The sequence below is a fragment of the Denitromonas ohlonensis genome, from assembly GCF_007625205.1.
In the GTDB taxonomy this organism is placed as follows: domain Bacteria; phylum Pseudomonadota; class Gammaproteobacteria; order Burkholderiales; family Rhodocyclaceae; genus Nitrogeniibacter; species Nitrogeniibacter ohlonensis.
This window is the reverse complement of record NZ_VMNI01000007.1, coordinates 151,494-175,884: the sequence shown is the minus strand read 5'-3', so window position 1 is coordinate 175,884 and position 24,391 is coordinate 151,494. Positions and strand designations below refer to the sequence as shown.

General features: G+C 64.9%; 17 protein-coding genes and 1 pseudogene. 9 read left to right on the top strand and 9 right to left on the bottom strand.

The genetic code is table 11. The features are described 5' to 3' along the window. Positions 1–212: 212 nt before the first annotated feature. From FHP89_RS08030 to fdxA, 5 genes are all read right to left on the bottom strand, one after another. Complete coding sequence (locus FHP89_RS08030) at positions 213–1,889, bottom strand: long-chain-fatty-acid--CoA ligase (protein ID WP_144172890.1); 1,677 nt, start codon at positions 1,887–1,889, stop codon at positions 213–215. A 152-nt stretch (positions 1,890–2,041) separates the two neighbouring features. Continuing rightward, positions 2,042–2,491 (bottom strand): CBS domain-containing protein, encoded by a 450-nt coding sequence (locus FHP89_RS08025; RefSeq protein WP_144172888.1) that lies wholly within the window; start codon positions 2,489–2,491, stop codon positions 2,042–2,044. A gap of 102 nt (positions 2,492–2,593) precedes the next feature. Continuing rightward, a complete protein-coding gene (locus FHP89_RS08020; RefSeq protein ID WP_144172886.1) occupies positions 2,594–5,833 on the bottom strand; it encodes a UvrD-helicase domain-containing protein in 3,240 nt (1,079 codons plus the stop codon). Beyond that, on the bottom strand, positions 5,826–8,501 hold the full coding sequence (locus tag FHP89_RS08015) for a PD-(D/E)XK nuclease family protein (protein ID WP_144172884.1): 2,676 nt from the start codon (positions 8,499–8,501) through the stop codon (positions 5,826–5,828). The genes FHP89_RS08020 and FHP89_RS08015 overlap by 8 nt, the downstream gene beginning before the upstream one ends. 9 nt (positions 8,502–8,510) lie before the next feature. Next, entirely contained in the window at positions 8,511–8,834 is a 324-nt protein-coding gene (gene fdxA, locus FHP89_RS08010) for a ferredoxin FdxA (protein ID WP_144172882.1), read from the bottom strand. Positions 8,835–9,102: 268 nt separating this feature from the next. On the opposite strand from fdxA, the gene trxA reads away from it, so the two are divergent. Beyond that, a complete protein-coding gene (gene trxA / locus FHP89_RS08005) occupies positions 9,103–9,429 on the top strand; it encodes a thioredoxin TrxA (protein ID WP_144172880.1) in 327 nt (108 codons plus the stop codon). 151 nt (positions 9,430–9,580) lie between these two features. After that, complete coding sequence (rho, locus tag FHP89_RS08000; protein WP_144172878.1) at positions 9,581–10,837, top strand: transcription termination factor Rho; 1,257 nt, start codon at positions 9,581–9,583, stop codon at positions 10,835–10,837. A 66-nt stretch (positions 10,838–10,903) separates the two neighbouring features. On the opposite strand, the gene FHP89_RS07995 is transcribed toward rho, so the two are convergent. Continuing rightward, positions 10,904–11,800: a LysR substrate-binding domain-containing protein gene (locus tag FHP89_RS07995; RefSeq protein WP_144172876.1), complete on the bottom strand. Its 897-nt coding sequence runs from the start codon at positions 11,798–11,800 to the stop codon at positions 10,904–10,906. A 103-nt stretch (positions 11,801–11,903) separates the two neighbouring features. On the opposite strand from FHP89_RS07995, the gene FHP89_RS07990 reads away from it, so the two are divergent. The 4 genes and pseudogenes from FHP89_RS07990 to FHP89_RS07975 all read left to right on the top strand — a co-directional run bounded on the left by FHP89_RS07990 (position 11,904) and on the right by FHP89_RS07975 (position 15,582). Further along, entirely contained in the window at positions 11,904–13,133 is a 1,230-nt protein-coding gene (locus FHP89_RS07990) for an MFS transporter (protein WP_260851518.1), read from the top strand. Positions 13,134–13,407: 274 nt separating this feature from the next. After that, a pseudogene (locus FHP89_RS21340) lies at positions 13,408–14,075 on the top strand (hypothetical protein). 5 nt (positions 14,076–14,080) lie between these two features. Continuing rightward, entirely contained in the window at positions 14,081–14,563 is a 483-nt protein-coding gene (locus FHP89_RS07980) for a glycine zipper domain-containing protein (protein ID WP_144172874.1), read from the top strand. A gap of 11 nt (positions 14,564–14,574) precedes the next feature. Further along, the gene (locus FHP89_RS07975) at positions 14,575–15,582 is read left to right on the top strand and encodes a hypothetical protein (protein WP_144172872.1); all 1,008 of its coding nucleotides are present in this window, start codon (positions 14,575–14,577) and stop codon (positions 15,580–15,582) included. A 37-nt stretch (positions 15,583–15,619) separates the two neighbouring features. Here the strand turns inward: FHP89_RS07975 and FHP89_RS07970 are convergent, their stop codons facing one another. Continuing rightward, complete coding sequence (locus tag FHP89_RS07970) at positions 15,620–19,309, bottom strand: nSTAND1 domain-containing NTPase (protein WP_186300175.1); 3,690 nt, start codon at positions 19,307–19,309, stop codon at positions 15,620–15,622. 95 nt (positions 19,310–19,404) lie between these two features. Between FHP89_RS07970 and FHP89_RS20920 the strand changes: the two genes are divergently transcribed. After that, a complete protein-coding gene (locus tag FHP89_RS20920; protein WP_186300174.1) occupies positions 19,405–19,554 on the top strand; it encodes a hypothetical protein in 150 nt (49 codons plus the stop codon). Between the two features lie 58 nt (positions 19,555–19,612). On the opposite strand, the gene FHP89_RS07965 is transcribed toward FHP89_RS20920, so the two are convergent. Continuing rightward, positions 19,613–20,581 carry a LysR family transcriptional regulator gene (locus FHP89_RS07965; RefSeq protein ID WP_144172868.1) on the bottom strand — a complete coding sequence of 323 codons (969 nt, stop codon included), beginning with the start codon at positions 20,579–20,581 and terminating at the stop codon, positions 19,613–19,615. A gap of 93 nt (positions 20,582–20,674) precedes the next feature. Here FHP89_RS07965 and FHP89_RS07960 point away from each other — a divergent pair, with 93 nt between their 5' ends. Beyond that, entirely contained in the window at positions 20,675–21,982 is a 1,308-nt protein-coding gene (locus FHP89_RS07960) for an aspartate aminotransferase family protein (protein ID WP_144172866.1), read from the top strand. 24 nt (positions 21,983–22,006) lie between these two features. Then, on the top strand, positions 22,007–23,500 hold the full coding sequence (locus FHP89_RS07955) for a CoA-acylating methylmalonate-semialdehyde dehydrogenase (protein ID WP_144172864.1): 1,494 nt from the start codon (positions 22,007–22,009) through the stop codon (positions 23,498–23,500). A 56-nt stretch (positions 23,501–23,556) separates the two neighbouring features. On the opposite strand, the gene scpB is transcribed toward FHP89_RS07955, so the two are convergent. After that, the gene (scpB, locus tag FHP89_RS07950) at positions 23,557–24,336 is read right to left on the bottom strand and encodes a methylmalonyl-CoA decarboxylase (protein ID WP_144172862.1); all 780 of its coding nucleotides are present in this window, start codon (positions 24,334–24,336) and stop codon (positions 23,557–23,559) included. Positions 24,337–24,391 lie beyond the last annotated feature (55 nt).

Genomic DNA, 24,391 nt, shown 5'->3' with positions numbered 1-24,391 from the left:
CAAAAACCCCCGCCAGCTTCGCGCCGGCGGGGGTTTCAGAATCTATTTTTCTGGGTGACCCGTTACGACGCGACCTTGCCTACGCTGACTACGCGTACTACGACAACTACGTCGAGGGCTAGGGCGAAACGGTTCATCGGGTCAACAGATCTTGGTTTCAAGCAACGAGGCGATAAAACCACGATCGAAATAAAAAGGCAAGCCCTGTTTTGTCATGAGGCCTTTCCATCCTCATCGCGCAAGGCCCGACGGAGGATCTTGCCGACGTTGGTCTTGGGCAATTCCTCGCGGAATTCGACCAGATGCGGCACCTTGTAACCGGTCAGGTTTTCACGGCAATAAGCGACCAAGGCCTCCTTGGTGAGATTCGGGTCCTTGCGCACCACAAACACCTTCACGGCCTCGCCCGAACGCTCGTCGGGCACACCAACCGCCGCCACTTCGATGACGCCCGGATGACTGGCCACGATGTCTTCGACTTCGTTCGGATACACATTGAAGCCCGACACCAGAATCATGTCTTTCTTGCGATCGACGATGCGCACGAAGCCATCGGGGTCGATGGTTGCCACATCGCCCGTGCGCAGAAAGCCGTCGGCAGTCATGACCTTGGCGGTTTCGTCCGGTCGCTTCCAGTAGCCCGCCATGACCTGCGGCCCCTTCACGCACAGCTCGCCGGGCTGGCCCACCGCCAGTTCGACGCCGTCGTCGTCGCGAATGCTGACCTCGGTGGAACTGACCGGCAAACCAATCGCGTGGTTGAACTCAACCAGGTCCAGCGGGTTGATACACACCGCCGGCGAGGTTTCGGTCAGACCATAAGCCTCGATCAGCGGGCGTCCGGTGACTTTCTTCCAGCGCTCAGCCACCGCCTGCTGCACCGCCATGCCGCCACCGAGCGTGATGCGCAGGGACGAAAAATCGATTTTTTCAAACTCAGGGTTGTTCAGCAGCGCATTGAACAAGGTGTTCACACCCGTAATGGCAGAAAAACGTACCGAGCCCAACTCCTTGATGAAGCCGGGAATATCGCGCGGGTTGGTGATCAGGACGTTGGTGGCGCCCAGCTTGAAAAAGGTCAGGCAGTTCGCGGTGAGCGAGAAGATGTGATAGAGCGGCAACGCGGTGATGATCACCTCGGGCTTGTCGCCCAGGAAGGGCTTGATCCATGCGTGTGCCTGCTGCAGGTTGCCGATGATGTTGCGGTGGGTCAGCATCGCGCCCTTGGCCACGCCGGTTGTGCCGCCGGTGTATTGCAGGTAGGCGATGTCGTCATGGCCGACCTGAACGGGCTTGAGCGTGTGCCGCGCACCGACGGCAAGGATGTCGTTGAAGCGTTTGTGCCCGGGCAGATCCCAGGCCGGCACCATCTTCTTGATGTACTTGACCACGAAATTGACAATGCCGCCCTTGAGGCCGCCGAGCCGGTCACCCAGTCGGGTCACCACCACGTGCTTGATCCCGGTGTGCGCAAGCACGTCCTGAAGCGTATGGGCAAAGTTGTCGAGAATGACGATCGCCACCGCGCCGGAATCCTTGAGCTGATGCTCAAGCTCACGCGCTGTGTACAACGGATTGCAGTTGACCACCGTATAGCCGGCGCGCAAGGCGCCGTACATGGCGATCGGGTACTGCATGACGTTGGGCATCATCAGGGCGACGCGTGCGCCCTTGGGCAGCTTTAACTCGCCCTGAAGATAGGCAGCGAACTGCTCGCTGAGCTGCTCCAGTTCATCGAAGCGCATCGATTTGCCCATGTTGACATAGGCCGTGCGCTCGCCGAACTGCCGGCAGCTTTGAAGAAACATGTCACCGATCGAATCGAACTCGGACAGATCGATTTCAGCGGGAATGCCAGGGGGGTAGCTTTTGAGCCAGATTTTGTCCATGGTGTCTCCTTGTTTTGCGTCGGAATTTGATCCGGCCATAGCCGGACCCCGCCCTCCCAAGGCAAGTGCGCCGTCAATCGACGACGCGCATTTCCAACGACTCTTTACCGGCTCGCCGCCCCCCCTGAGGCGTCGAGCCGGTCACACTCGACTCAGGCCTCGTTGGATTCTTCGGGCCAGTTGCGAATGTAATTTTTCAGCATGCGATTCTCGAAACTCTGTTCTTCCAGCACGGCCTTGGCCACGTCGTGGAAAGAGATCACGCCCAACAGGGTGTCATCGTCCATGACCGGCAGATAGCGCTGATGATGGTCAACCATGTGGCGGCGCAACTCATCCATTTCCATGTTGGCACCGGCGGTCAGCGGATCGCGGACCATGACGTCGGCAATCGACAGATCCTGCCAGCTGCCGCCCGCGCCATGCACATGCTTGAGCACTTCACGGAAAGTGAGCATACCGGCCATCTTGCCGTGATCGAACACCACCAGCGAGCCGACGTCCTGCTCGGTCATGATGGCAACGGCTTCGGAAAGACTACGGTTCGGAGCGATCGTGTAGAGCACCTTGCCCTTGATCGCCAGGATTTCACTCACCTGCATGATTTACCCCTTGCCTGACGGATTGCACTCTTTGGGTGCGCTTGTTTGTCTCGGATGGTAGTCGATTGCGTGGCACGGGGGAAGCGGGAAACCCCCTATCCATCACGTTGCCAGCTCAACACGCTCGCGACTGCCGTCGGAAAACACGAGCATCGCCCTCGCCTCGCGCGCCGGGAACATGGCTGACACCGCACGGCAGTAGTCCTGCATTTGCTGTCGATACTTCGCCATCAGCTGCGGCTCGGGATGCCCGCTCTTGTAGTCGATGACCCAGGCGTCACCGCCGCGCAGTACCAGCCGGTCGATCCGGCCGAGACGCCCCGCGTCGTCGATGATCTCTACTTCGGTATAGGCCTGATCGAACTGCGCGGGGTCAAAAAAGCACTGCAGATCCGGCGCCTTGAGAATCGCCTCGGCGGCGCTGCGCACGGCCTCATCGACGGACTCCGGCAAGCTTGCGCCGGGCGTGGTGGCCGCCTCGATCAGCGCATGCATCGCGGTGCCAAAATCCATCGCCTGACTGGCCTCAGGCGCAAGAACCCGCTCACCCACTGGCGTCACCGCCAGCTCGGTCGGCGCCTCAACGGCATCCACCGAAGTCTCCACCATCGGCGCACGAATGCGCGCGATGTCGCCATACGCCTCGCCGGCGTCCAGATCGTCGAGCGCCCGGCGCAGCCGCCCGTAGTAGGTCTGCGACGCGTCGCCGCGTGCTTCGCTGCCACTGGCGACAAAAATCTGCTCGGCGCGGGTGATGGCGACATACAGCAGATTCAGGGTCTCACGCTCACGGGCCGCCGCTTCGGATTCAAAGATCGCCGCCCTCGCCCGCCCGGCCAGCGCCGTGGTGGCGTGCAACGAGAAGTGCGTCGGCCGCGGCGCGCCGGCCGGCCAGTCGATCAGCGGTTGATAACTGTCCGGCCGCACATGCGTGTTGTTGGCATCGATCAGCCACACCACCGGCGCTTCCAGCCCCTTGGCGCCGTGGATGGTCATGATGCGTACTCGCCCCTGCGACGCGCCATCAATCAGCGCGCCCTCATCCGGCGCCTCGTCGTCGCCGGCGCGGCCGAGTCGCTGGAGCTCATCGACAAAGCGCGGCAGGCTCGGGTAGCGCCCGCCATCCACGCTCAGCGCGAGCGCCAGAAAGGCCTCGAGGTTGGCGGCCACGCCCGCCCACATCGGCGGCGGCACACGGCGACGATAGGCGGCCATCACCTCGCCCTGATGGTAGATCCGGTCAAGCAGGTCGTGCACCGGCAAGTGCGCCGCCAAAGCCATCCAGTCCGACAGCAGCTCGACCACCGGTGCCAGCACGGCCGCGTGCGGCCCCGCGCCGGCCGCCACGGCGCGCAGCCGCGCCCACCAGTCGCCGTCCGGCTCGGCCGCCAGGGCCAGCAGCGTGTCGTCTGACAGATCAAAAAACGGCGCGCGCAGACAATGCGCCAGCGCGAGGTCATCGGACGGCGTGGTCAGGAAACGCAGCAGCGCGGTCAGATCGGCGGCCTCGAGCGTCGACAGCAGCTGGCCGCGGCTGACGCTCAGATACGGCACGCCCGACTCGCGTAGCGCCCGCTCGTACTCGGGCAGAATGCCACGCGTGCGGGTCAGGATCAGTACATCGCCCCACTGCATGGGGCGCGCGCCGGCGTTGCCGTCGATGGCGCGATCGCCCACCCAGTCGAACAAGGTCGACACCATCACCTGCGCTTCCTGGCGACGGGCAAGGTTCTCGCGCACGCGCCGGGCCACGCTCAGCGGGTCGCGCAGGGCGCCGTCATCGACCGCGTCGGCCGCCTCGGGCGCGCTCACCAGCGCGGGCAGACACACCATGCCCTCGCGCCCGGTGCGCCGCGCCGCCTGTTCGGCAAAGCCGACAAACGCCGGCTCTTTGACGAACAGCGCATTGACCACCTCGACCACCGCCGGGGCGTTTCGCCAGGTGTGGTTGTTGGGCAGACGAAGCGCGTCGAAGTCGGTTTCCAGCCAGGCCGCGGCGTGATTGAAAATGCGGTAATCGGCACGGCGAAAGCGGTAGATGGACTGCTTCGGGTCGCCCACCAGAAAAATCGACGGCCGATACGCATCCACCTCATAGGCTGCCAGCCAGGCCAGCAAAATGCGCCACTGCACCGGGTTGGTGTCCTGAAACTCATCGAGCAACAGATGCCGGTAGCGGGCGTCGAGTCGCGCTTGCAGATAGGGCGCGCGGTCCACGTCATCGAGCAGGCGGTCGACCTCGATCTCCAGATCGGCGTAATCCATCACCCGCCGCTGTCGCTTGAAGGCTTCAAACTCGGTCAGCAGCGCAGTGCCGGCGGTCAGTGCCGCCACATTGAATGCCAGCACGCGCAGTTCCAGTCGCGCGGCGACGCAATCGAGCACGGCCGCGGCCAGCGATTCGTGCAGCGTCAAGAGGTCGGCCTCGCCCGCCTCGCCCAACCGCCCCGCCTGCGCCTTGGATGCCTTGCGGGCACGCACCGTCCCTTTATCAGTCAGGAAGACCGGCATCAGCGCCTCGAAGCGCGCGGCGTCGTCGGCAATCGTCAGCGCATCGATCAGCGCGTTGGCCGACTTCTGGTCGGAGGCGGTGTTCTTGCCGAGATAGGCGGCGTAGCGCTGCAAACGCGGCACGAGATCCGGCGCGGCAAAGAACATCGCCAGCGCCTCGGCGTCGGACGACACGTCCGCCGCCGCGTGCATCTCGGCCAACACGGATTCGAGTGGCGCGCCGTTGGCGAACACCTGCCACTCGCCTCGGCGCGACACAAAGGCGTCGAGCAGGCTGCGGGTATTGTTGTTACCGAACAGCAGGTAGAGCTGCCCGAGCGCGGTAGCCGCCGGGCCGTCCGGCGCCTCGGCGCAGCGCCGCGCGAACAAGGCCCAGGCTTCGTCCATCAGCGGGCCTTCGGCCTCGGCGAGCGCAAAGCCGGCCAGACCGGCGTTGAGGCTGGCGCCTGACAGGATACGGCCGAACCAGCCGTGAAAAGTGGTGATGGTGATCGCCGGGCTGGCCTGCTCGACCGTTTCGATCAAGCCACGTGCCCGGGGCAAGGCTGCGCGCGCCTCGGCGGCGTCGAGCCCGCGTTCAACCAGAAACGCGCAAGCCGCCGTATCATCCAGCCGGGCCAAGTCACGCAACCACAGCCGTAGCCGCGCCTCGATCTCGCGCGCGGCCTTGCGGGTGTATGTGATGGCGAGAATGTCGCCCGGGCGGGCGCCAGCAAGCAGAATGCGCAAGATGCGCGACACCAGCAGCCAGGTCTTGCCGCTGCCGGCGCAGGCCTCGACGACCACGCTACGCGCCGGGTCCAACGCCTGACGGACGAAGAGATCAGTCATCGTGGTAATCCTTGCGGCACAGGCCACGAACGGAGCAGTAGTCGCAGGCACTGCCGACGCCGTTGGCGATCATCGCCGCGCCCTCGCCCATGCGTTCAAACAGATCGGTGAGCCGCGCCACATGAGCTGCGGCGGCCGCGGCCGGGTCGTCGAGCGCAAAGGTATCGACACGATCGCCGTCGAGCGCCACATAGCCGGCCTGTGCGACGGCGTCGTCCATCAAGGCGGCGTAGATCGCCAGCTGCCCGTCCTCCGGGTCTTTCACCGCCCGGCGCAGCGAGGCGGTGTCGCGGGCCTTGTAGTCGAGCACGGCCAGCGCGCCGTCGGTGCCACGGTCGATCCGGTCGAGCCGCCCTTTTAGCGTCACCATGTCGCCATCGGCCAGTGTCAGCGCACGGCGCACACTGCGTTCGGATTCGGCATGGCGCCAGCCGGCCTGCTCGCGCGTGCGCTGCCAGGCGAGGTAGTCGCCCATGCGTTTTCGCCAGCGCAGCAGCCAGGCGGTTTCGAGGAAGTTGGCCTTCACCCGCTCGCCGAAAACGGCCTGGGTCTCGGCCTCCAGCGCGGCGAGCAAAGTATCGTCATCAACATCTGAAATCACCGGAAAGCGCGTGTGAAAGCGTTCGAGCACCGCGTGCACAAACTGCCCGTAGTCACGCTTCTCCATGGCTTCGCTGACTTCGCCCGCCTCGTCGAGCCCAAGCACGCTGCGCGCGAAATACTGATAAGGGCAGCTCACCAGCGAGGCATAACCGTAGGCGGTAATCGACGCCGGGCGTTGCGCCCGCGGCACGACGGGCCCCGGCACGACCTGGCCCTGGTGTGTCGCATGGACCAGCGGCATGGGCGGCGCGGGTTGAATCAGCGGCCGGCCAAAACGCATCGCGTGCGCCAGATCGAGAATCTCCAGCTCGGCGGCCAGCGGCCCCGGGTCGCCATCGCGCAACTGCTGCCAGGTAAACACCACCCGCCCACAGCCGGCGATCAACATCGTCAGGTCGTCGCGCAAGCGTTGCAGGCCGTCGGCACGGCCGGGCAGGCCGAGCTCCTGGCGCACGCCGTCGTGCACGAAAATGGCGCGGCGATCTTCTGCCGCCAGTTGAACAGCGTCGGCGCCGACCACGATCGCCACGTCGAAATGCCGCAGCCGGCAGGCCGGCAAGTGGGTCATCACCACCGGGCTGCGGATGCTGCGATCGCGGAACAAGGCCGCGTCCAGTTCGCCGTCCAGCCAGTCACGCCACTCCTCGAAGCTCAGCTCGCAGCCTTCGTCGTGCAAGGCCTCGACATGGTCGGCGAAACTCTCCAGCAGGGTCTGACCGGCGGCATCCGCCAATAAAGCATCGGTGGCGTCGAGCGCCGTCAGCAAGGCGCGCAAGCGCTTCAACCACACTTGCGGCGCCGCCGGTTGCATGGAAAAGCCGCGGCAGGCGTCGCTCAAGGTGGAGATCAGCGCGAGCGCGTCAGGCTGTTCACTGAGCTTGGCGGCAATCGGCGCCAGGCCGGTGACGACGTGTTCATCGATGATCACCCGTTCGATCGCCAGCACGGCGCGCTGCCGTTGTTCGGCGGGCATGGCCGAGAACACAAAGGGCGATTTGCACAGGTCGAGCACATCGCGCCAATACGCCGAGCGTGCCAGCACTTCGAGGGCCACGTCGACCAGCGCGGCGGCGCGCGTGGTGGAGAGCTTCCAGCCGGATTCATCTTCGACCAGAATGCCGTCGCGTTCGAGCAGCGCACGCGCACGTCGCGCCGCCATGCGGTCGACGGCAACAAGCGCGATCGATTCGGCGCCGGCGCTCAGTGCGTGGCGCACGTGATGGGCAACGGTGTGCGCTTCATGCTCCAGCGCGTCGACGCCGATGATCTGCACCCGCGCGTCCAAGGCAGCATCGTCACTGACCGCAGCCACCCGTGTCTGCAACGCCGAGGCGCCGGTCGATGGCCAGGCAGCGTCGAGCATGCGCAACAGCGGCGACTCAGCCACCACGCTGCGATCGGCCTGACACAACACGACGCCGATACGCTCGGCATGGCGCTGAAGCCAGGCCTGAATGGGCGCAGACAAGGCGCCCTCCGCGATCACCAGCAAAGGCGTGGGTGAGGTGGCCGTCCATTGTGCCGCGCCGAGAAAACGCGCTGCTCGGCGCGATGGCGCGCCCTGGGTTTCGGCATACCAGAGCTGATGCACCACAGCCGCTTCAAAGCGCAGCGCCTCGGTATTGCGGGCGCCATACACCGCGGCAAGCTGCGCCGCCAGCGCATCCTCACTGGCGGCCAGGCCGGCGCCCTGTTCCGTCAGCTCATCAAAGAGCGCGATGAATTCTTCGCACAGCGCCCACAGGTTGCCGTTTTCAAACCAGCCCCGCGCGCGTAACTGCTGATACAGCGCGAACTGCCGGCGGGTGTCCGACAACGGCGAAAACGTCGCCGCCCACGGCGCCAGATGCACTTGCAGAGTTTCGACCGGCGGCAGCAACAGGCTGCGACCCGCCGCCCGGCGCAGCGCCTGCTTGAAGGCGGGCGCCATCATCAGATTGGGCACGACCACCCGCCAGCCGGTCAGATCCGGCCCCGGCGCCCGATCGATCAGGGCCGCAGCACAGCGGTCGATGAAATCCAGCCCCGGCGCAAAACGATGATGAGTGAGCCCGGGCCCGATCATGAGGCGAACTCAGCGCTCAAGCAGGTGGCGCTTTTCCTTCACCTTCGCCCATTCTTCGGCGTCGGACAACGCGTCCTTGCGCTCGATGATCGGCTTCCACTGCTTCGCCAGCTCGGCGTTGATGGCAATGAATTCCTGCTGATCGTCCGGCACATCATCTTCAGCGTAAATGGCCTCGACCGGGCACTCGGCGACACACAGTGTGCAGTCAATGCACTCGTCCGGATCGATCACCAGAAAGTTGGGGCCTTCGCAAAAACAATCGACCGGGCACACGTCCACGCAGTCGGTGTATTTGCATTTGACACAGGCTTCGGTCACTACATAAGTCATGATTCAAATCTCTCCATTGTTGCAATTGCGCCACAGCGAACGGCCGGGGGCTGCTATCCCGCAACGCGAACTATAGCGCGGCACATGCCCCCAGCGTCACGAAACGCGACGGACAATGCGGGCGGTTCGCTTGACGTTCGCCGTGGCTTGGCATAACTTTCCTCCCACAACCGCACTCGATACGCCATCCGCGCGTGTCGTTTCGTCTGAATCGGCCTGAATGGCCCTGTCTGATCAAACCAGTCATCACTCCCTGATGCGAGGAACCATGAGCGAGCATATCCATTACGTCACCGACGGCACTTTCGATGCCGAGGTCCTGCAATCCGCGACCCCCGTCCTGCTGGACTACTGGGCCGAATGGTGCGGCCCTTGCAAGATGATTGCGCCGATTCTTGACGAGGTGGCCAAGGAATACGAAGGCAAACTGAAAGTCGCCAAACTCAACATCGACGAAAACCAGGACACCCCCGCCAAATTCGGCATCCGGGGCATCCCGACGCTGATGCTGTTCAAGGGCGGCAATGTTGAAGCCACCAAGGTCGGCGCCCTGTCCAAGTCGCAATTGACGGCCTTCATTGACAGCAACCTCTGATCGGGCTAGATTCCGGTCACTTCCCGCGACGCCCTGAATTCGGGCGCCCAGCCCCTCCCCCGGCGTCGCGGTTGCACATTCCCTTCTGCGGTCCTCCGTTATCACGGCTTCCGGCCCGTCGTTTTTCTCCTTCCCCATCCAGTAGATCACCATGCAACTTTCGGAGCTCAAGAACCTCCACGTCAGCCAATTGCTTGAGATGGCTCAAGAGAATGGCATTGACGGCGCCAATCGCCTGCGCAAGCAGGAACTCGTATTCGCGCTACTGAAAAACCGCGCCAAGAAAGGCGAGCCGATTTTCGGTGATGGCGTGCTCGAAGTGCTGCCCGACGGCTTCGGCTTCCTGCGCTCACCGGAAGCCTCCTACCTGGCCGGGACGGACGATATCTACGTGTCGCCCTCGCAGGTACGCCGCTTCAATCTGCACACCGGCGATACCATCGAAGGCGAGATTCGCACCCCGAAGGATGGCGAGCGCTACTTTGCGATGGTGAAGGTCGACAAGATCAACGGCGAGCTGCCCGAGGCATGCAAGCACAAGATCCTGTTCGAAAACCTCACGCCGCTGCACCCGACGGCCTGCCTGCAGCTCGAACGCGACATGAAGGGCGGCGAAAACGTCACATCGCGCATCATCGACATGATCGCGCCCATCGGCAAAGGTCAGCGCGGCCTGCTGGTCGCCCCGCCGAAAACCGGTAAAACGGTGATGTTGCAGCACATCGCCCACGCCATCACCGCCAACCATCCTGACGTCGTCGTCATCGTGTTGCTCATCGACGAGCGCCCCGAAGAAGTGACCGAGATGCAGCGTTCGGTGAAGGGCGAAGTGGTCGCCTCCACCTTTGACGAACCCGCCTCGCGTCACGTGCAAGTGGCCGAGATGGTCATCGAAAAGGCCAAGCGCCTGGTCGAGCACAAGAAGGATGTAGTCATCCTGCTCGACTCCCTCACCCGCCTGGCCCGTGCCTACAACACCGTCGTGCCGGCCTCGGGCAAGGTGCTGACCGGTGGTGTGGATGCCAACGCCCTGCAAAAGCCCAAGCGCTTCTTCGGCGCTGCGCGCAACATCGAAGAAGGCGGCTCGCTGACCATCATCGCCACCGCCCTGATCGACACCGGCAGCCGCATGGACGACGTGATCTACGAAGAATTCAAAGGCACCGGCAACATGGAACTGCACCTCGACCGCCGCATGGCCGAGAAGCGCGTGTATCCGGCCATCAACGTCAACCGCTCCGGCACCCGCCGCGAAGAGTTGCTGATGAAAGCCGACGTGCTGCAAAAAATCTGGGTGCTGCGCAAACTGCTCTACGGCATGGACGACATCGACGCGATGGAATTCCTGCTCGACAAGGTGCGCCAGACCAAGAGCAACGGTGAGTTCTTCGACGCCATGCGTCGCTGATCTTTCGCTGCTATCGCCGCACGAAACGCCACCTTCGGGTGGCGTTTTTATTGGCCGCCAAGCCGATCACGCGCCTTCGCTGACCTGCGCCAACACCTCCAGAAAACCCGCCAGCAAGGGGCTGACCGGCCCCTCCGCCACCGCCACTGAGAGCGAAAACACCGCCGCCGGATCGCGAATCGGCACATAGCGGGCGCGCGGAATATGCACACATTCGAGCTGCGCCGGCAGCAAGGCGATGCCCAGCCCCGCCGCGGCCAGCCCGATCTGGGTGGTTGCCTCACGCGCGGTCTGGACAATGCGCGGCGCAAACCCTGCGTTGCGACACAGCTGCTGTAGCACCCCCGGCAGGCCGGTCCCGACATCCGGCGGAAAAACGATGAAGCCCTCGTCGCGCAGATCGGCCATATTCACCGCATCACCCGTCGCGGCCGGGTGCCCGGCATGCATCACCAGACGCAGCGGGTCACGCCCGATCTCTCTCAACACCACGCCATCACTCGCCATGCTTGCCGTGTGGCGCACAAAGCCCACATCCAGCCCGCCCTGACCGATCGCCACGAATTGCTCGCGGGTGAACATCTCACGCAATTGAAGATCCACCGCCGGAAAGCGCGCGCGATAGCTGCGCAGCACATCGCCCAGCACCGCGCTGAAAGGCATCGACGCGGTAAAGCCAACCCGGAGGCAGCCGGCCTCGCCGCGCGCGACCCGGCGCACTTCATCGACCGCGCTGTCGGCGTCATCGAGCAGACGCCGTGCGCGCACAAGCAGGCGTTGGCCGGCATCCGTCAGGCTGACCTTGCGCTTGCTGCGGATGAACAATGCCGTACCGAGTTCATCTTCCAATGCGCGGATCTGCATCGACAGCGGCGGCTGTGCCATATGCAGGCGCGCTGCCGCACGGGTGAAGTTCAGCTCTTCGGACACGGCCACGAAGTAGCGCAGGCGACGCAAATCCATCCATACCTCCAGCGTATCAATTAAGCCGTAAATATATATTGGACGCCGATATTTTGCCGACTTAGGATGCCAGCACTGCCCATACACCAGCAATCGCACCTTCATGCCCCCCAGCAATCACGCCGACACTTCAAGCTCCGACGGTTTCCTTCACGCCGGCACCCGCCCCTATCGCCTGGCAAATCTAGCCATGTTTCTGGGCGGGTTTGCGTGTTTTGCGATGCTCTATGGCACCCAGCCGCTGCTGCCCTTGCTGTCACAGGTTTTCGCTACCTCAGCCACCGAGGTCAGCCTGTCGGTGTCGGTCAGCACCGGCGCGCTGGCCCTCGCGCTGATCCCGGCCAGTCTCCTCTCCGACCGCTTTGGCCGCGGCACGATGATGACGCTTTCGCTGGTCCTTGCCGCGGTGCTGTCGCTGCTGTGCCCCTGGGTCAGCACCTTCAATGAGCTGCTTGTCCTGCGTGCATTGCTCGGCGTTGCGCTGGCCGGCCTGCCGGCCGCCGCCATGGCCTACCTGGGTGAAGAAGTGGCGCCGAACGCCCAAGGCCGCGCGATGGGGCTCTACATCGCCGGCAACGCGTTTGGTGGCATGAGCGGACGTTTCCTGACGGCCTGGGTCACCGACCACTTCGATTGGCAGACCGGCTTGCTGGTGCTCGGCGTGCTCGGCGCCATCGCCGCATTGGCCTTCTGGTTTGGCCTGCCCGCCTCTCGTCATTTCCGCCGCCGCTCCATCTCTCCGGCCAAAGTCCTGGCAGACGCCAAAAACCTGATGCGCGACGCCGGCCTGCCCTGGCTGTTTCTGAGCGCCTTTTTGTTGATGGGCTGCTTCGTCGGGCTCTACAACTTCGTCACCTTCCGCCTCGTCGCACCGCCCTTCGAACTGGGCCAGACCGCCATTGGCGGCATCTTTTTGTTGTACCTGGTTGGCACCTGGAGTTCGGCCTGGGTCGGGCAACTGGTGGACCGCATCGGCCGCCGCCAGGTGTTGTGGATGATGGCCGCGCTGATGCTGCTCGGTGTGCTCATCACGCTGCCCGTGAACCTGGCCACCGTCATCATCGGCATCGCGATCTTCACTTTCGGTTTTTTTGGCGCGCACACCACCACCAGCGGCTGGGTCAGCCGGCGCGCCGGGCCCAGCCGAGCACTCGCCGCGGCGGTCTATCTTTCCAGCTACTACCTCGGCAGCAGCCTGCTTGGCACCGCGGTGGGTTTTGCCTGGGACACCGGCCTGTGGATCGGCGTCGTCATCAGCCTGAGCCTGCTCTTGATCGCAATGCTCGCCGTCGCATTCCATCTGTCGCAGCTTCCGAGATCCGCTGCGGCATAGGACACGGCGACCCATCCGCCGACCGCAGTCATTGCGCGACAGCTACACCCGCCGCCACACAAATCCGCCCCGCCGGCCATACCCGATCAGGACGACGAGACACTGGTGGTGTACGCGTCGCACCACACCGCAAAACAACAGGCCGATGCCGCCGAAGAAATCTTCGAAATCAGTCACGGCCCAAACGCGCTGCAGGTCGCCAAGGCATCGCACGGCACCCATGAAGACCGCGGCAAGCCTCCCCCTGCCCGCCGACTAAGCCTACGCCCAGCGCATGGGTCGCAAGGAATCCGAAGCGGCCAAACAGGCGTTGCCGATCGAACTGCTCAAGGTGCCGAACTGGATCAAGAAGCGCGGGCAGAAAGTCGCGCTGTTGTTTGAAGGCCACGACGCGACCGGCAAGGGCGGCACGATCAAGCGCCTCATGGAGCATCTGAACCCGCGCGGCGCACGCGTTGTGGCACTGAAAAAGCCGACCGAAACCGAGCACCCCCGTGGTACTTCCCGCGCTACATCGAACGCCTGCCCACCGCCGGCGAAATGGTGTTCTTCGATCGCTCCTGGTACAACCGGGCCGGCGTTGAGTTCGTGATGAGCTTTTGCACGCCGGAGGAATATCTGGAATTCATGCGGCAGACGCCGCAGATGGAAGGCATGCTGGTGTGTGGGTGCAATAGCCGAAGGGCAATGCACCCAATGCTGGTCTCCCACGAAGACCCGGCACGCGACCACGAGACAAACCGGCGTCGTCAGGGGCTGTCTCCAGCATGCACTGCGTCACGCTGGTCCGGTGGCGCATCGCACTGCGCGCATCAGCGCCAAGGCCCACAATTACATGGGCGACATCCCTACCTATACTGCAATAAACAGCCGACCCATTCTGCGCCAACCGCAGCCTCGGCGCCGCTTGCACATGCTTGGCCCGTGCCATTTCGGAGGTAAAGAAGATGCGTCATTTGGTCTCAGCACGAACCATCGCGTCGTCCATCGCCGTCGCCTTCACCCTGGTCAGCACAACAGGCTGTGAAACGACCAACAAGCGTGATACGGGCACCATCATCGGCAGTGTTCTCGGCGGCATCCTCGGCAATCAAGTCGACGACGGCGGCGCCGGCGGCACGATCATCGGCGCCTTGGTCGGCGCTGCAGTCGGCCGCATGATCGGTCAATACATGGATGAGGCCGACAAAAAACGCTTCGCCGAGACCATTAACGAAGCGCCCACCGGGCAAACCGTGCGTTGGCACAACGATGACAGCAATCGCGACTTTGCGGTCACACCAACGTCCGACGTCTACGCCAAAGGCGAACAGCAGTGCCGGCGTTTTGATCAGGTCGTTTTTGTCGACGGCAAACGCGAGGTGATGGAGGGTGTGGCCTGCAAGTCGCCGGGTAGCGATGCGCTCGCCGTCGACGGTCAGCAGGTATAAGGAGGCCCGTCATGATGAGGCGACAATGGCAGCGCGGCCTTTGCGTCTTTCTTGGCTTCGTGCTGTGCGCGATCTCGCCGACATCGGCTTGGGCGCAGTCGCCGAACCCATATCCGCCACCCAATACACCTCCAGGCACTTCAGCACCGACACGCGTACCCTACCCTACCCCGCCGAGCAATTATGATAACGGCGACAAAGGCGGCGACGGCGGCAGCAACTGGGGCATCCCCGCGCTCATTGTCGGCGCGGTGGCGCTGTTTGCCATTAACCGTCACCTCAAGGCCGAGACGACCGAACAACGCAATGACGACAAAGGCATGCAGCAACTGCTGCAGACCGGACCGCAAGTCCCCACCCAGTTCAATACCAGCGCCTTCGGCATCCGCGCGCTGGTGCGCAGCGGCTGGCCGATCGTGGTCGATTATGCGCAGCATAAACCGGGGCGTGTGCTGCTCCGCATCAGCGTGCCCGGTGCCGAAATCGTCACCTATCGGCTCGACCAGTTCGGCCTCGGGCGTCATCTGCTGCGCTTCGATCTGCCCCCTTTTCTGGGCGATAGCGTCAGACCTGCCGTGTTCGCCGTCACCGCCGCCGATGCACAAACCGGCACCGAAACCATCGACGGATTCACCGTGTACGGCATCGGCTGCGGCCCGCGCGCCGTCGGCTCCATCGCCGTCGACCAGCTCGAATTCAACCCCGGCGAAGTGCGCGTACAAAACGGCGACACCGCCAGCTTCGCCTTCCGCTCGCGCTCCGATTTTGACAACTCCGCAGTCGAATACATGCGCATCACGCAAAGCCCGGACGGCGCACGCAAACGCTATGTCAATGGCCAGCGGATCGGCAGCGTACAGCGCAACAGTCGTGTGGAGAGCGCCCCGGCGCAACGCTGGAACGGTCAGGACGAACAAGCCCGCGTCTCACGGGGCCGCCACCAGTTGCAGGTGCGCGTCTGGGACGACGGCGGAGACTGGATCGGCGCGTGGTCTGATTCGCTGGTTCAGGTGCGATAAGCGCGCGGGCTGAAAAACGCATCGACTCCGGCACCGGCTATTTCGCGCAAGCCGCACGATCAGGCACCGCCCCCGCCAGTGCGCACCACGCCTCACGCGTCATCACCGACATTGCGCCCTGCGCGTCCATCTGCGTTGCACTCGTTACGGCCAACCACTGTTGCGCCGCCACGCCTGCGGTGTCGGGTACGGGCCAGCGCCATTGGCGCGCGCGATTGCCGTCGGAAGTCAGCAAGCCGCCATCGACGCGGGCGGATTCTGGATAGAGCACGTCGGAACGCAGTTGCGCGCTGAGCGGCTGGCCGGAGATGGCGTCCCAGAGTTGTACGCTGGTATTGCCCCACAGCACGATACGGCCGTCGGCCAACAGCGCGCCGCTGCTGACACCTTCGTTGAGGGTGAGCGGTGGCGAGAGCAGGCCGTCGGCGCCAAGGCGACGCGCTAGCGGTCCGGCTGCCACCAGCGTGGCGTCATCGCGTTGATCGAGCAATTCATAACCATGCAGACCAAGCGCGTCGAGGCGCGCCTTGAGGGCGGTGTCCGGCACTGTCGCCCTGGCCTTGCTTGATGCGCTGCTCGAAGCTGCGACCGGCGCGGTCAGCTCGGCCCCCGGGTGACGCCGCCACACCCGCAGATCGGCGTCGTTGGACCAGGTCACGATGCCCTCGCCGTCGTCGAAAAACGCGGCGCCGGTAATGCGTTCGCGGTGCCGCAGCGGAAGGCTGAGCGGCGTCATCGTGTTGGTGTCCCACAGGCGCGCGCCGGCCGTGGCGCTCCAGGCGAGCACGCGTGTGCCATCCGGGGCGATCGCGGTCGACACCGTCGCCTCGTTCTTGTCATGACGGCCTCGCGCCGCGGCAGCGCCTTCGGCAACATCCCACAGGTCGATGTTGCCCCCGCCTCCGCTGCTGATGATGCGCGCCCCCTGTGGCGCGACCAGCACGTGCGAGATGCTGTCGTCGCTGTCGCGTGCGAGCGGCTGATCGAAACGCGGCTGGCCGGTCGCGGCGTTCCATAGACGCAAACGCCCGCGCGCCGCGTTCCACGAAACAATGACGTCACCGCCCGGCACGATACGGGCACCGTCAACCGTTTCCGGCGACGCCCACGGCGGCACTTGCGCCCCGTCCGGCGTGAAATCGTGGCGCATCAATGTGGCGTCGCACCAGCTCAGCACACTGCCCGCGTCGACAGCGATGTCCACGCCGCGCACGGCGCAAGCCATTTGCCAGGTCGATGACGCCTCGGCCTCGCCAATGCGCCATTGCCAGAACTGGCCGTCCTTGCTCCACGCCAGCACGCCTTCACCGCCAAGGAAACGCGCGCCGGCAATCGACGCCGTGAGCGTGAGGCGGTGCACCACGTCGCCTTCCGGCAGCGACCATATCCGCACACCGCCCGCATGCCAGCCGAGCAGGCGCCGCCCATCCTCGTCGAGCGCAATACCGGCGATGGCGTCCGATGCCAACGCGCGCGCCGCTTGCCCGGGGCTCCACAACCACACGCCACCCGCCGCGTCACGCGAGACAACATGGCGTTGCGCTGCGATAAGCGCCTCCTGCAAGGGCGTGGCGTGTGCGGCTTGCGCCAGCGTGGCGCCGCTGTGCAAATCATGCAGCGTGGCGTCTCCTGCGGACCACGACACCAGCAGCGCATCGTCGGCGCGCACGCCCACACCGTCAGGTGCGGCGGGAAGCGCGATCATACGGTTCAGCGCCACCCCTCCGCTGAGCACGCCCACGCCAATGAGCGCACTTTCGCGGGCCTGGGTGAGCGGGGTGAGATCCGCGACGCGCGCGAAATAATGGGCGGCCTTGAGCGCGTCGCCGGTGGCGTCACGCGCCGACACGGCGCCGCTCCAGTAGCTGTTGACCAACTGAGTGTGGGTCTCCAGGCGCTGTTGCCACAGTTTGACGCCCAGCCAGCTCACCGCCACAAAGCCGATCGCGATGCCGGCTTCGAGCGCGCGCCAGCGTCGGCGCGCTCGACGAGCCGCCTGGGTGCTGGCGGCGATGAAGGCGCGCAGCGTGTCGTCGACTTCACGCTCGCGCTCGTTCAGCCAGCGGTGTGCTTCGGCCAGCGGACCGCCACGCAAGAGCAGCCCCTGATCCTTCGGCGCCGCCTGCCAGGCGTCGGCCTCGGGACGCAGATGCTGGCGCCACAGCAGGAACGCGCGGTCTTCGTCGAGCCAGCGTTTGAGCCGATCCCAGGCGCGGAACAGCGCCTCGTGCGCAACTTCCAGGGTGCGCGCGCCCTCGCTGCCCGCGCCTGGATCCTCCTGCCCCGACACCAGCAGGCGTGCCTTGACGAAGGCTTCCATGAGCGGATGAATCTCGGCGGGAATCTCCTGCCAGCGCATCGAGCGCCGGGTGTACTGCCCCTCCGGGTCGACCCGCACCATGTGGCGGAAGGCGCGGCGCAACTCGGAAATCTGCGGTCGCGTGGGTTTGAGCGCGGCGAGCACGGCGTCCGCCTCCTGCCGGATCGCGCCTTCGAGCCCGCCGACGCGCTCGGTGTATTCGTCGAGCGTGATCTTGCCGTCGGCGCCAAAGTCGCGCCACAGGCGGTTGAGCGTGAACGCGAGCAAGGGCAGCGCGTCGGCCGTGCCGGTATCCTGCACCATGGTTTCGACCAACCCGGGCTCGAGCTCGATGCCGGCAACCTGCGCCGGTTTGCTGATGATCTCGGCAAAATGGCGTGGTGTCATCGGACCGAGTGACATTTCGCGAAACGGCATCTGCCCCCAGGCGGCGTGCGACTGCAGCGCGGACAGATAATCCGCGCGCAGCGTGGCCAGGCAATACAGATCCCCTCCCTCGCCGACCAGCGCGGTACGCAACAGATCGACAAAGCGCGCCGCCGCGGCGGCGTCGCTAGTGGTGACGAGCTCTTCCAGTTGGTCAATGACGAGCAGCACCGCGCGCCGCTCGGCGCCCGGATTCGATGCGGCCGCCACCTCCGCCGCCGCAACGGCGAGCGCCCGTTCGCTGGTGTCTCCGATCAGCCGCACCCGCGGGGCCTCGGGCAAGGCGCGCGCCAGTTCGTCGACCGGTTGCTGGCGCGGTCGCATCGGCGCCAGCACGTGCCAGTCGGGCATGCGCGACAGTTTCGGGATCACCCCGGCGCGCACCAGCGAGGATTTTCCGCTGCCCGACGTACCGACCAGCACCAGCAGCCGGTCGCCGCCATACCGGCGCATCTGCGCCAACGTATCGAGACAGCACCGCTGGTCGTCATCGCGGCCGAAATACACCGCCGCATCGGCCATCTGAAACGGCGTCAGGCCAGGATACGGTGGACGATGCACATCCCAGTCAAAGCTGTCGGTCGGGTCCAGGCCGGCGCTGCGCATGCCGCGCCACAGACGTGCGTAGCCCGCCTCCGCGTCGGGGCGCAGATCGGTGCTCTGGGTATCGAGCAGCACGGAGCGCAACTCGCATGCGTCGATGATCAGCGGAAAAAGTTGTTTGCCGAGCGCGCGGGCATGAGTGATTTCGGCAAAGCACCAGTCGGAAGCCATCGAGTGCACGCTGCACAGCACCACCACGCCGCTGCAAGCGCGCAACTGCGCGTAGATTTCGCGCTCCCAATGGCGACCGACGGGAATACCGTCAGCCGGGTCGAAGTCGAGGAATAGCGACTGGTAGCCTTGCGCACGCAGCCGCGTGGCCAGATCGTCGGCCGCGGTGTTGTCACGACTGCTGTGGCTGATGAAGATCCCTGACACAGGCGCTCCCGCACGGGTGTTCCCGTTCAGGGGCCAGCATGCACTGCCCGGCACGCGTTGAAAAGCCCGCCGGGGCGCGAACAGCCGCTCAAGGAATGACCCTGAGACTGCGCAGGCTTGTCGCGCAGCAACGTTTCGGCCGCTCCAACGAAGGCATTGAAGTCGCGCGCTACGGCCGTCAGTCCATCCGCCGCTTGGTCGGCATCGCACCGGCGTGGGAGACCGCGCCGGACACGACGACCTGACTCAGGTTCCGGCACCTGCTCGAGCAGCACGCACTCACCCGCGCGATGTTCGGGACGATCAAGACCCCTCAGGCGGCCTCACGAAGTGCGGCGAACCGTCGCTGACATTTCCCGCGTCATGACAGGCGCACAAGATCTCAAGAAACCGGCGCGCGAGCCGCGACGGTGCCGGATTGCGCGGCACGAACGCATGCCAGTCGCAGTGGTAATGAAACACCGACGCACCGATACAACACAATGCGCCATCCGCCACAAAACGCTGCGCGTAATGCGCAGGTAAAAATCCGACGTAGCCGCCCGACAATATCAGCGCCACCGTCGCCTCCTGGTCAAACGCGCGCGCCGTCGGCTGGAGCCCGAGCCGCCAGAAGGTTTCCATATTGGGTGAGTGATACCCCAGCCCGACCAGCCGGGCCGCCCGAATGTCGGCATCATCCGGCGCACGCCCCCCGGCCACCAGCGGATGCGAGGCCGCGCAATAGAGCTGCATCGGCTCACCAAACAGCCACACGGCGTCGAAGCTGTCGCTCGCCCGGTGCATCGGCTGGATGCCGAGTTGAAAGCGCCCGTCGAGTAAACCGGGCTCGATCTCGCCGCTGTGCGCCACATGCAGATTGATGCGTACCGACGGCGCGACCGCATCAAATGCCGCAATGGCCTGGGGCAGACGGCAACCGGGATTCGTCACAAACTTGTCGAACACCGCCAGGTTCAGCTCACCACGCAAGCCCTCATTCAATTCACCGATCTCGGTACGAAAGGCATCGATCTGTGCCAGCAGACGCCGCGCGGCCGCCAGCACCGTGGCGCCCTCCTCAGTCAGCGCAAAGCCGGCCCGACCGCGCTCACACAGGCGCACACCCAGCCGCGACTCGAGTGCCTTGAGATGACGGCTGATCACCGACCGGCTGATGTTGAGTCGCAACTCGGCCGCCGCCAAACCCCCGGATTCGGCGATGGCAATAAACACCCGCAGCAAGCGCAGGTCGGCTTCGGCCAGATTGTTCAACAGCGCGCGCGGTTTCATTGTTTCATTTATCCGAAACTTTACTGACGTTGATTGTAGTTTTATGCATCGTTTTGCGCGACTAGGATGCATCAACGCTTTGTGGAGACCTTCATGAACCCGCTCGACGCCTACTGGATGCCCTTCACCATGAACCGCGCCTTCAAGCAGGCGCCGCGCATGATCACCCGCGCCCGCGGCCACTACTACACCACCGACGACGGCCGCGAATTGCTCGACGGTTTCTCCGGCCTGTGGACCTCGGGCCTCGGCCACTGCCATCCAAAGATTGTCGACGCGGTGCAAGCGCAAGTGGCCGAACTCGACTACGGCATGGGCTTTCAGATGGGGCACCCCAAAGTGTTCGAGCTGGCCACCCGGCTCACCGACATGGCGCCCGAAGGCTTCACCCGCTGCTTCTTCACCAACTCGGGTTCAGAGTCCGCCGACACCGCACTCAAGCTGGCGCTGGCCTATCACCGCGCCCGTGGCGAGGGGCATCGCACCCGGCTGATCGGCCGCGAGCGCGGCTACCACGGGGTGAACTTCGGCGGCATGTCAGTGGGTGGCATTCCCGGCAACCGCAAGGTGTTCAGCGCCGCCTTGCTGCCGGGCGTCGACCATATCCGCCACACCCACTCGCTGGCCGACATGGCATTCACACGCGGCCAGCCGAGCTGGGGCGTGCACCTGGCAGACGATCTGGAACGCCTCTGTGCGCTGCACGACGCGAGCAACATCGCCGCCCTCATCGTCGAGCCCGTGGCCGGCTCGACCGGCATTCTGGTGCCGCCCATCGGCTACCTGCAGCGCCTGCGTGACATCTGCGACCGCCATGGCATCTTGCTGATTTTCGACGAAGTCATCACCGCCTTCGGCCGCGTGGGCGCCCCCTTTGCCGCCGAACGCTTCGGCGTCACGCCCGACATCATCACCACCGCCAAGGGCCTGACCAACGGCGTGGTGCCGATGGGCGCGGTGCTGGTGCGCGAGGCGATCTACCAGGCGCTGATGCAAGGCCCGGCGCAGACCATCGAATTCCTGCATGGTTACACCTACTCGGGTCATCCGCTGGCCGCCGCCGCCGCGCTGGCGACGCTGGATGTCTATGCTGAGGAAAACACCTTTGCCACCGCCCGCACGCTGGAGCCGGTGTTTGAGGAAGCGATCCACGCCCTGCGCGACGCGCCGCACGTGGTCGACATCCGGAACATCGGCCTGATGGGCGGCATCGAACTGGCGCCACGCGAGGGCGCCCCCGGCGCGCGGGGTTACGAGGTGTTCCTCAAATGCTTCGAGGCCGGCGTGGTCGTTCGCAATGGCGGCGACACGCTGCAGCTCTCGCCCTTCCTCAACAGCACGCCGGACGAGCTGTCCCACATTTTCACCACGGTGCGTCAGGCGCTCGCCACCACCGCCTGATCACGACACCACAGGAATCCGACCATGCCCACACTCGGCCACTACATCAACGGCGAACGCATCGCTGACCGCAATCGCCCGCAAGACGTCTTCAACCCCGCCCTCGGCCGCCCGGCCCGACAGGTCGCCATGGCCAACCAGGCCACGGTGGAATCGGCCATCGCGGCCGCCGCCGAGGCCTTCCCGGCCTGGCGCAAGACGCCGCCGCTCAAGCGCGCGCGTGTGCTGTTCCGCTTCAAGGCGCTGCTCGAACAGCACGCCGACCGCATCGTCGCCGCCATCGTCGAAGAGCATGGCAAGGTGTGGGAAGACGCCCACGGCGAACTGGCGCGCGGCATTGAAGTGGTCGAGTACGCCTGCGGCGCGCCCGAACTGCTCAAGGGCGAGCACTCGCGTGATGTAGGCCCGGACATCGACTCGTGGTCCGAATTTCCGCCGCTCGGCGTGGTGGCCGGCATCACGCCCTTCAACTTTCCCGCCATGGTGCCCATGTGGATGTTCCCCATGGCCATCGCCTGCGGTAACACCTTTGTGCTCAAGCCGAGCGAAAAAGACCCGTCGGCGTCGATGATCCTCGCCGAACTGCTCACCGAAGCCGGCCTGCCGCCGGGCGTGTTCAACGTGGTCAATGGCGACAAGGAAGCAGTCGACACCCTGCTGACCGACCCGCGCGTGCAGGCGGTCAGCTTTGTCGGCTCGACACCGATTGCCGAATATATCTACGCCACCGGCACCGCCCACGGCAAGCGCATCCAGGCGCTCGGTGGCGCCAAGAATCACGCCATCGTGATGCCCGACGCCGATCTCGACGCCGCCACCAACGCCTTGATGGGCGCGGCCTACGGCTCCTGCGGCGAGCGCTGCATGGCGATCTCGGTGGTCGTTGCGGTGGGTGACGCGGTGGCCGACGCGCTGGTCGCCAAACTGGCGCCCAAGGTGCGCGAACTGAACATCGGCAACGGCAGCACCCGTGGGCTCGACATGGGCCCGCTGGTCACCGCCGCGCATCGCGACAAGGTGGTCGGTTATATCGACACCGGTGCCGCCGAGGGCGCTGATCTGGTGGTGGACGGGCGCGGCCTGAAAGTCGCTGGCGCTGAAGAAGGCTTCTTTGTCGGCGGCACGCTGTTCGACCGCGTCACGCCCGAGATGACCATCTACCGCGAAGAGATCTTCGGCCCGGTGCTCATCGTGGTTCGGGTCAGCACGCTGGAAGAGGGCATCGCCCTGACCAACGCGCACGAATTCGGAAACGGCACCTGCATCTTCACCCGCGACGGCGCCGCCGCGCGCTACTTCAGCGACGCGGTTCAGGTCGGCATGGTGGGCGTCAACGTGCCACTGCCGGTGCCGGTCGCCTGCCAGAGCTTCGGTGGCTGGAAGCGCTCGCTGTTTGGCGACCTGTGCGCCTACGGCCCGGATGCGATCCGCTTCTACACCCGGCGCAAAACACTGACCCAGCGCTGGGCGGTCGATACCGTCGGCAAGGCACAGTTCGCCTTTCCCAGCAACGGCTGATGGCTGACAGAACGCGCCGACGGCCGGCCCTCACCCCCCGGCCGCCGGCGCGCCCGTCAGCGCCCGAGAAACGCCGGACGGCGTTTTTCCTTGAACGCACGGATGCCCTCGGCGTAGTCGTAGCTGTCATACACCACGCGCCGCAGCCCCTGCACTTTTTCGAAGCCGCGGGGGCTGACCGGCTTGGCGCCGGCGAGCACCCGTAACTGCTCCTTCATCACCCGGATGCTCATCGGTGCGTTATCAGCGATGGTGGCGGCCATTGCCAGGGTGAAGGCCTCGAGTTCGTCGCTCGCCACCACATGGTTGATCATGCCCACCCGCTCGGCACGCACCGCGTCGACCGGCGCAGCGGTGAAGGCCAGCTCCTTGACGATGCGCAGGCTGGCGGCGCTCATGAAGGTCATCATGCCGCTCACGTTATAAGGCACGCCAAGGCGCGCCGGCGTGACGGCAAAGGTCGATTCCGGCACCGCGATGATGATATCGCAAGCCAGCACCAACTCGACCGCCCCACCCCAGACCGTGCCTTCGATCATCGCGATCACCGGCGTCGGATGACTCTCGATGCTGCGCACCAGATTGCGCAGCGGGTCATCCCAGCCCAGCGGATCACGCCGGCCTTCCGGCAGTTCGCCTACGTCGTGGCCGGCCGACCACACCTTGACTCCCGGCTGCGCACGGAGAATGACCACCCGCACATCGCGCTCGGCAAACTGGTTCAGCGCATGGATGAGAGACGTCACCAAGGCATGGCTGAGCGCGTTGAGCTTCTTTGGATTGTCGAGCGTGATGATGCCGATGTGGCCATCCTGACGGACTTCAATGCTATCCATGCGGCTTCTCCTGATTCGTCATGCAACGGAAATTCGATTCGCGTGACACAGTATT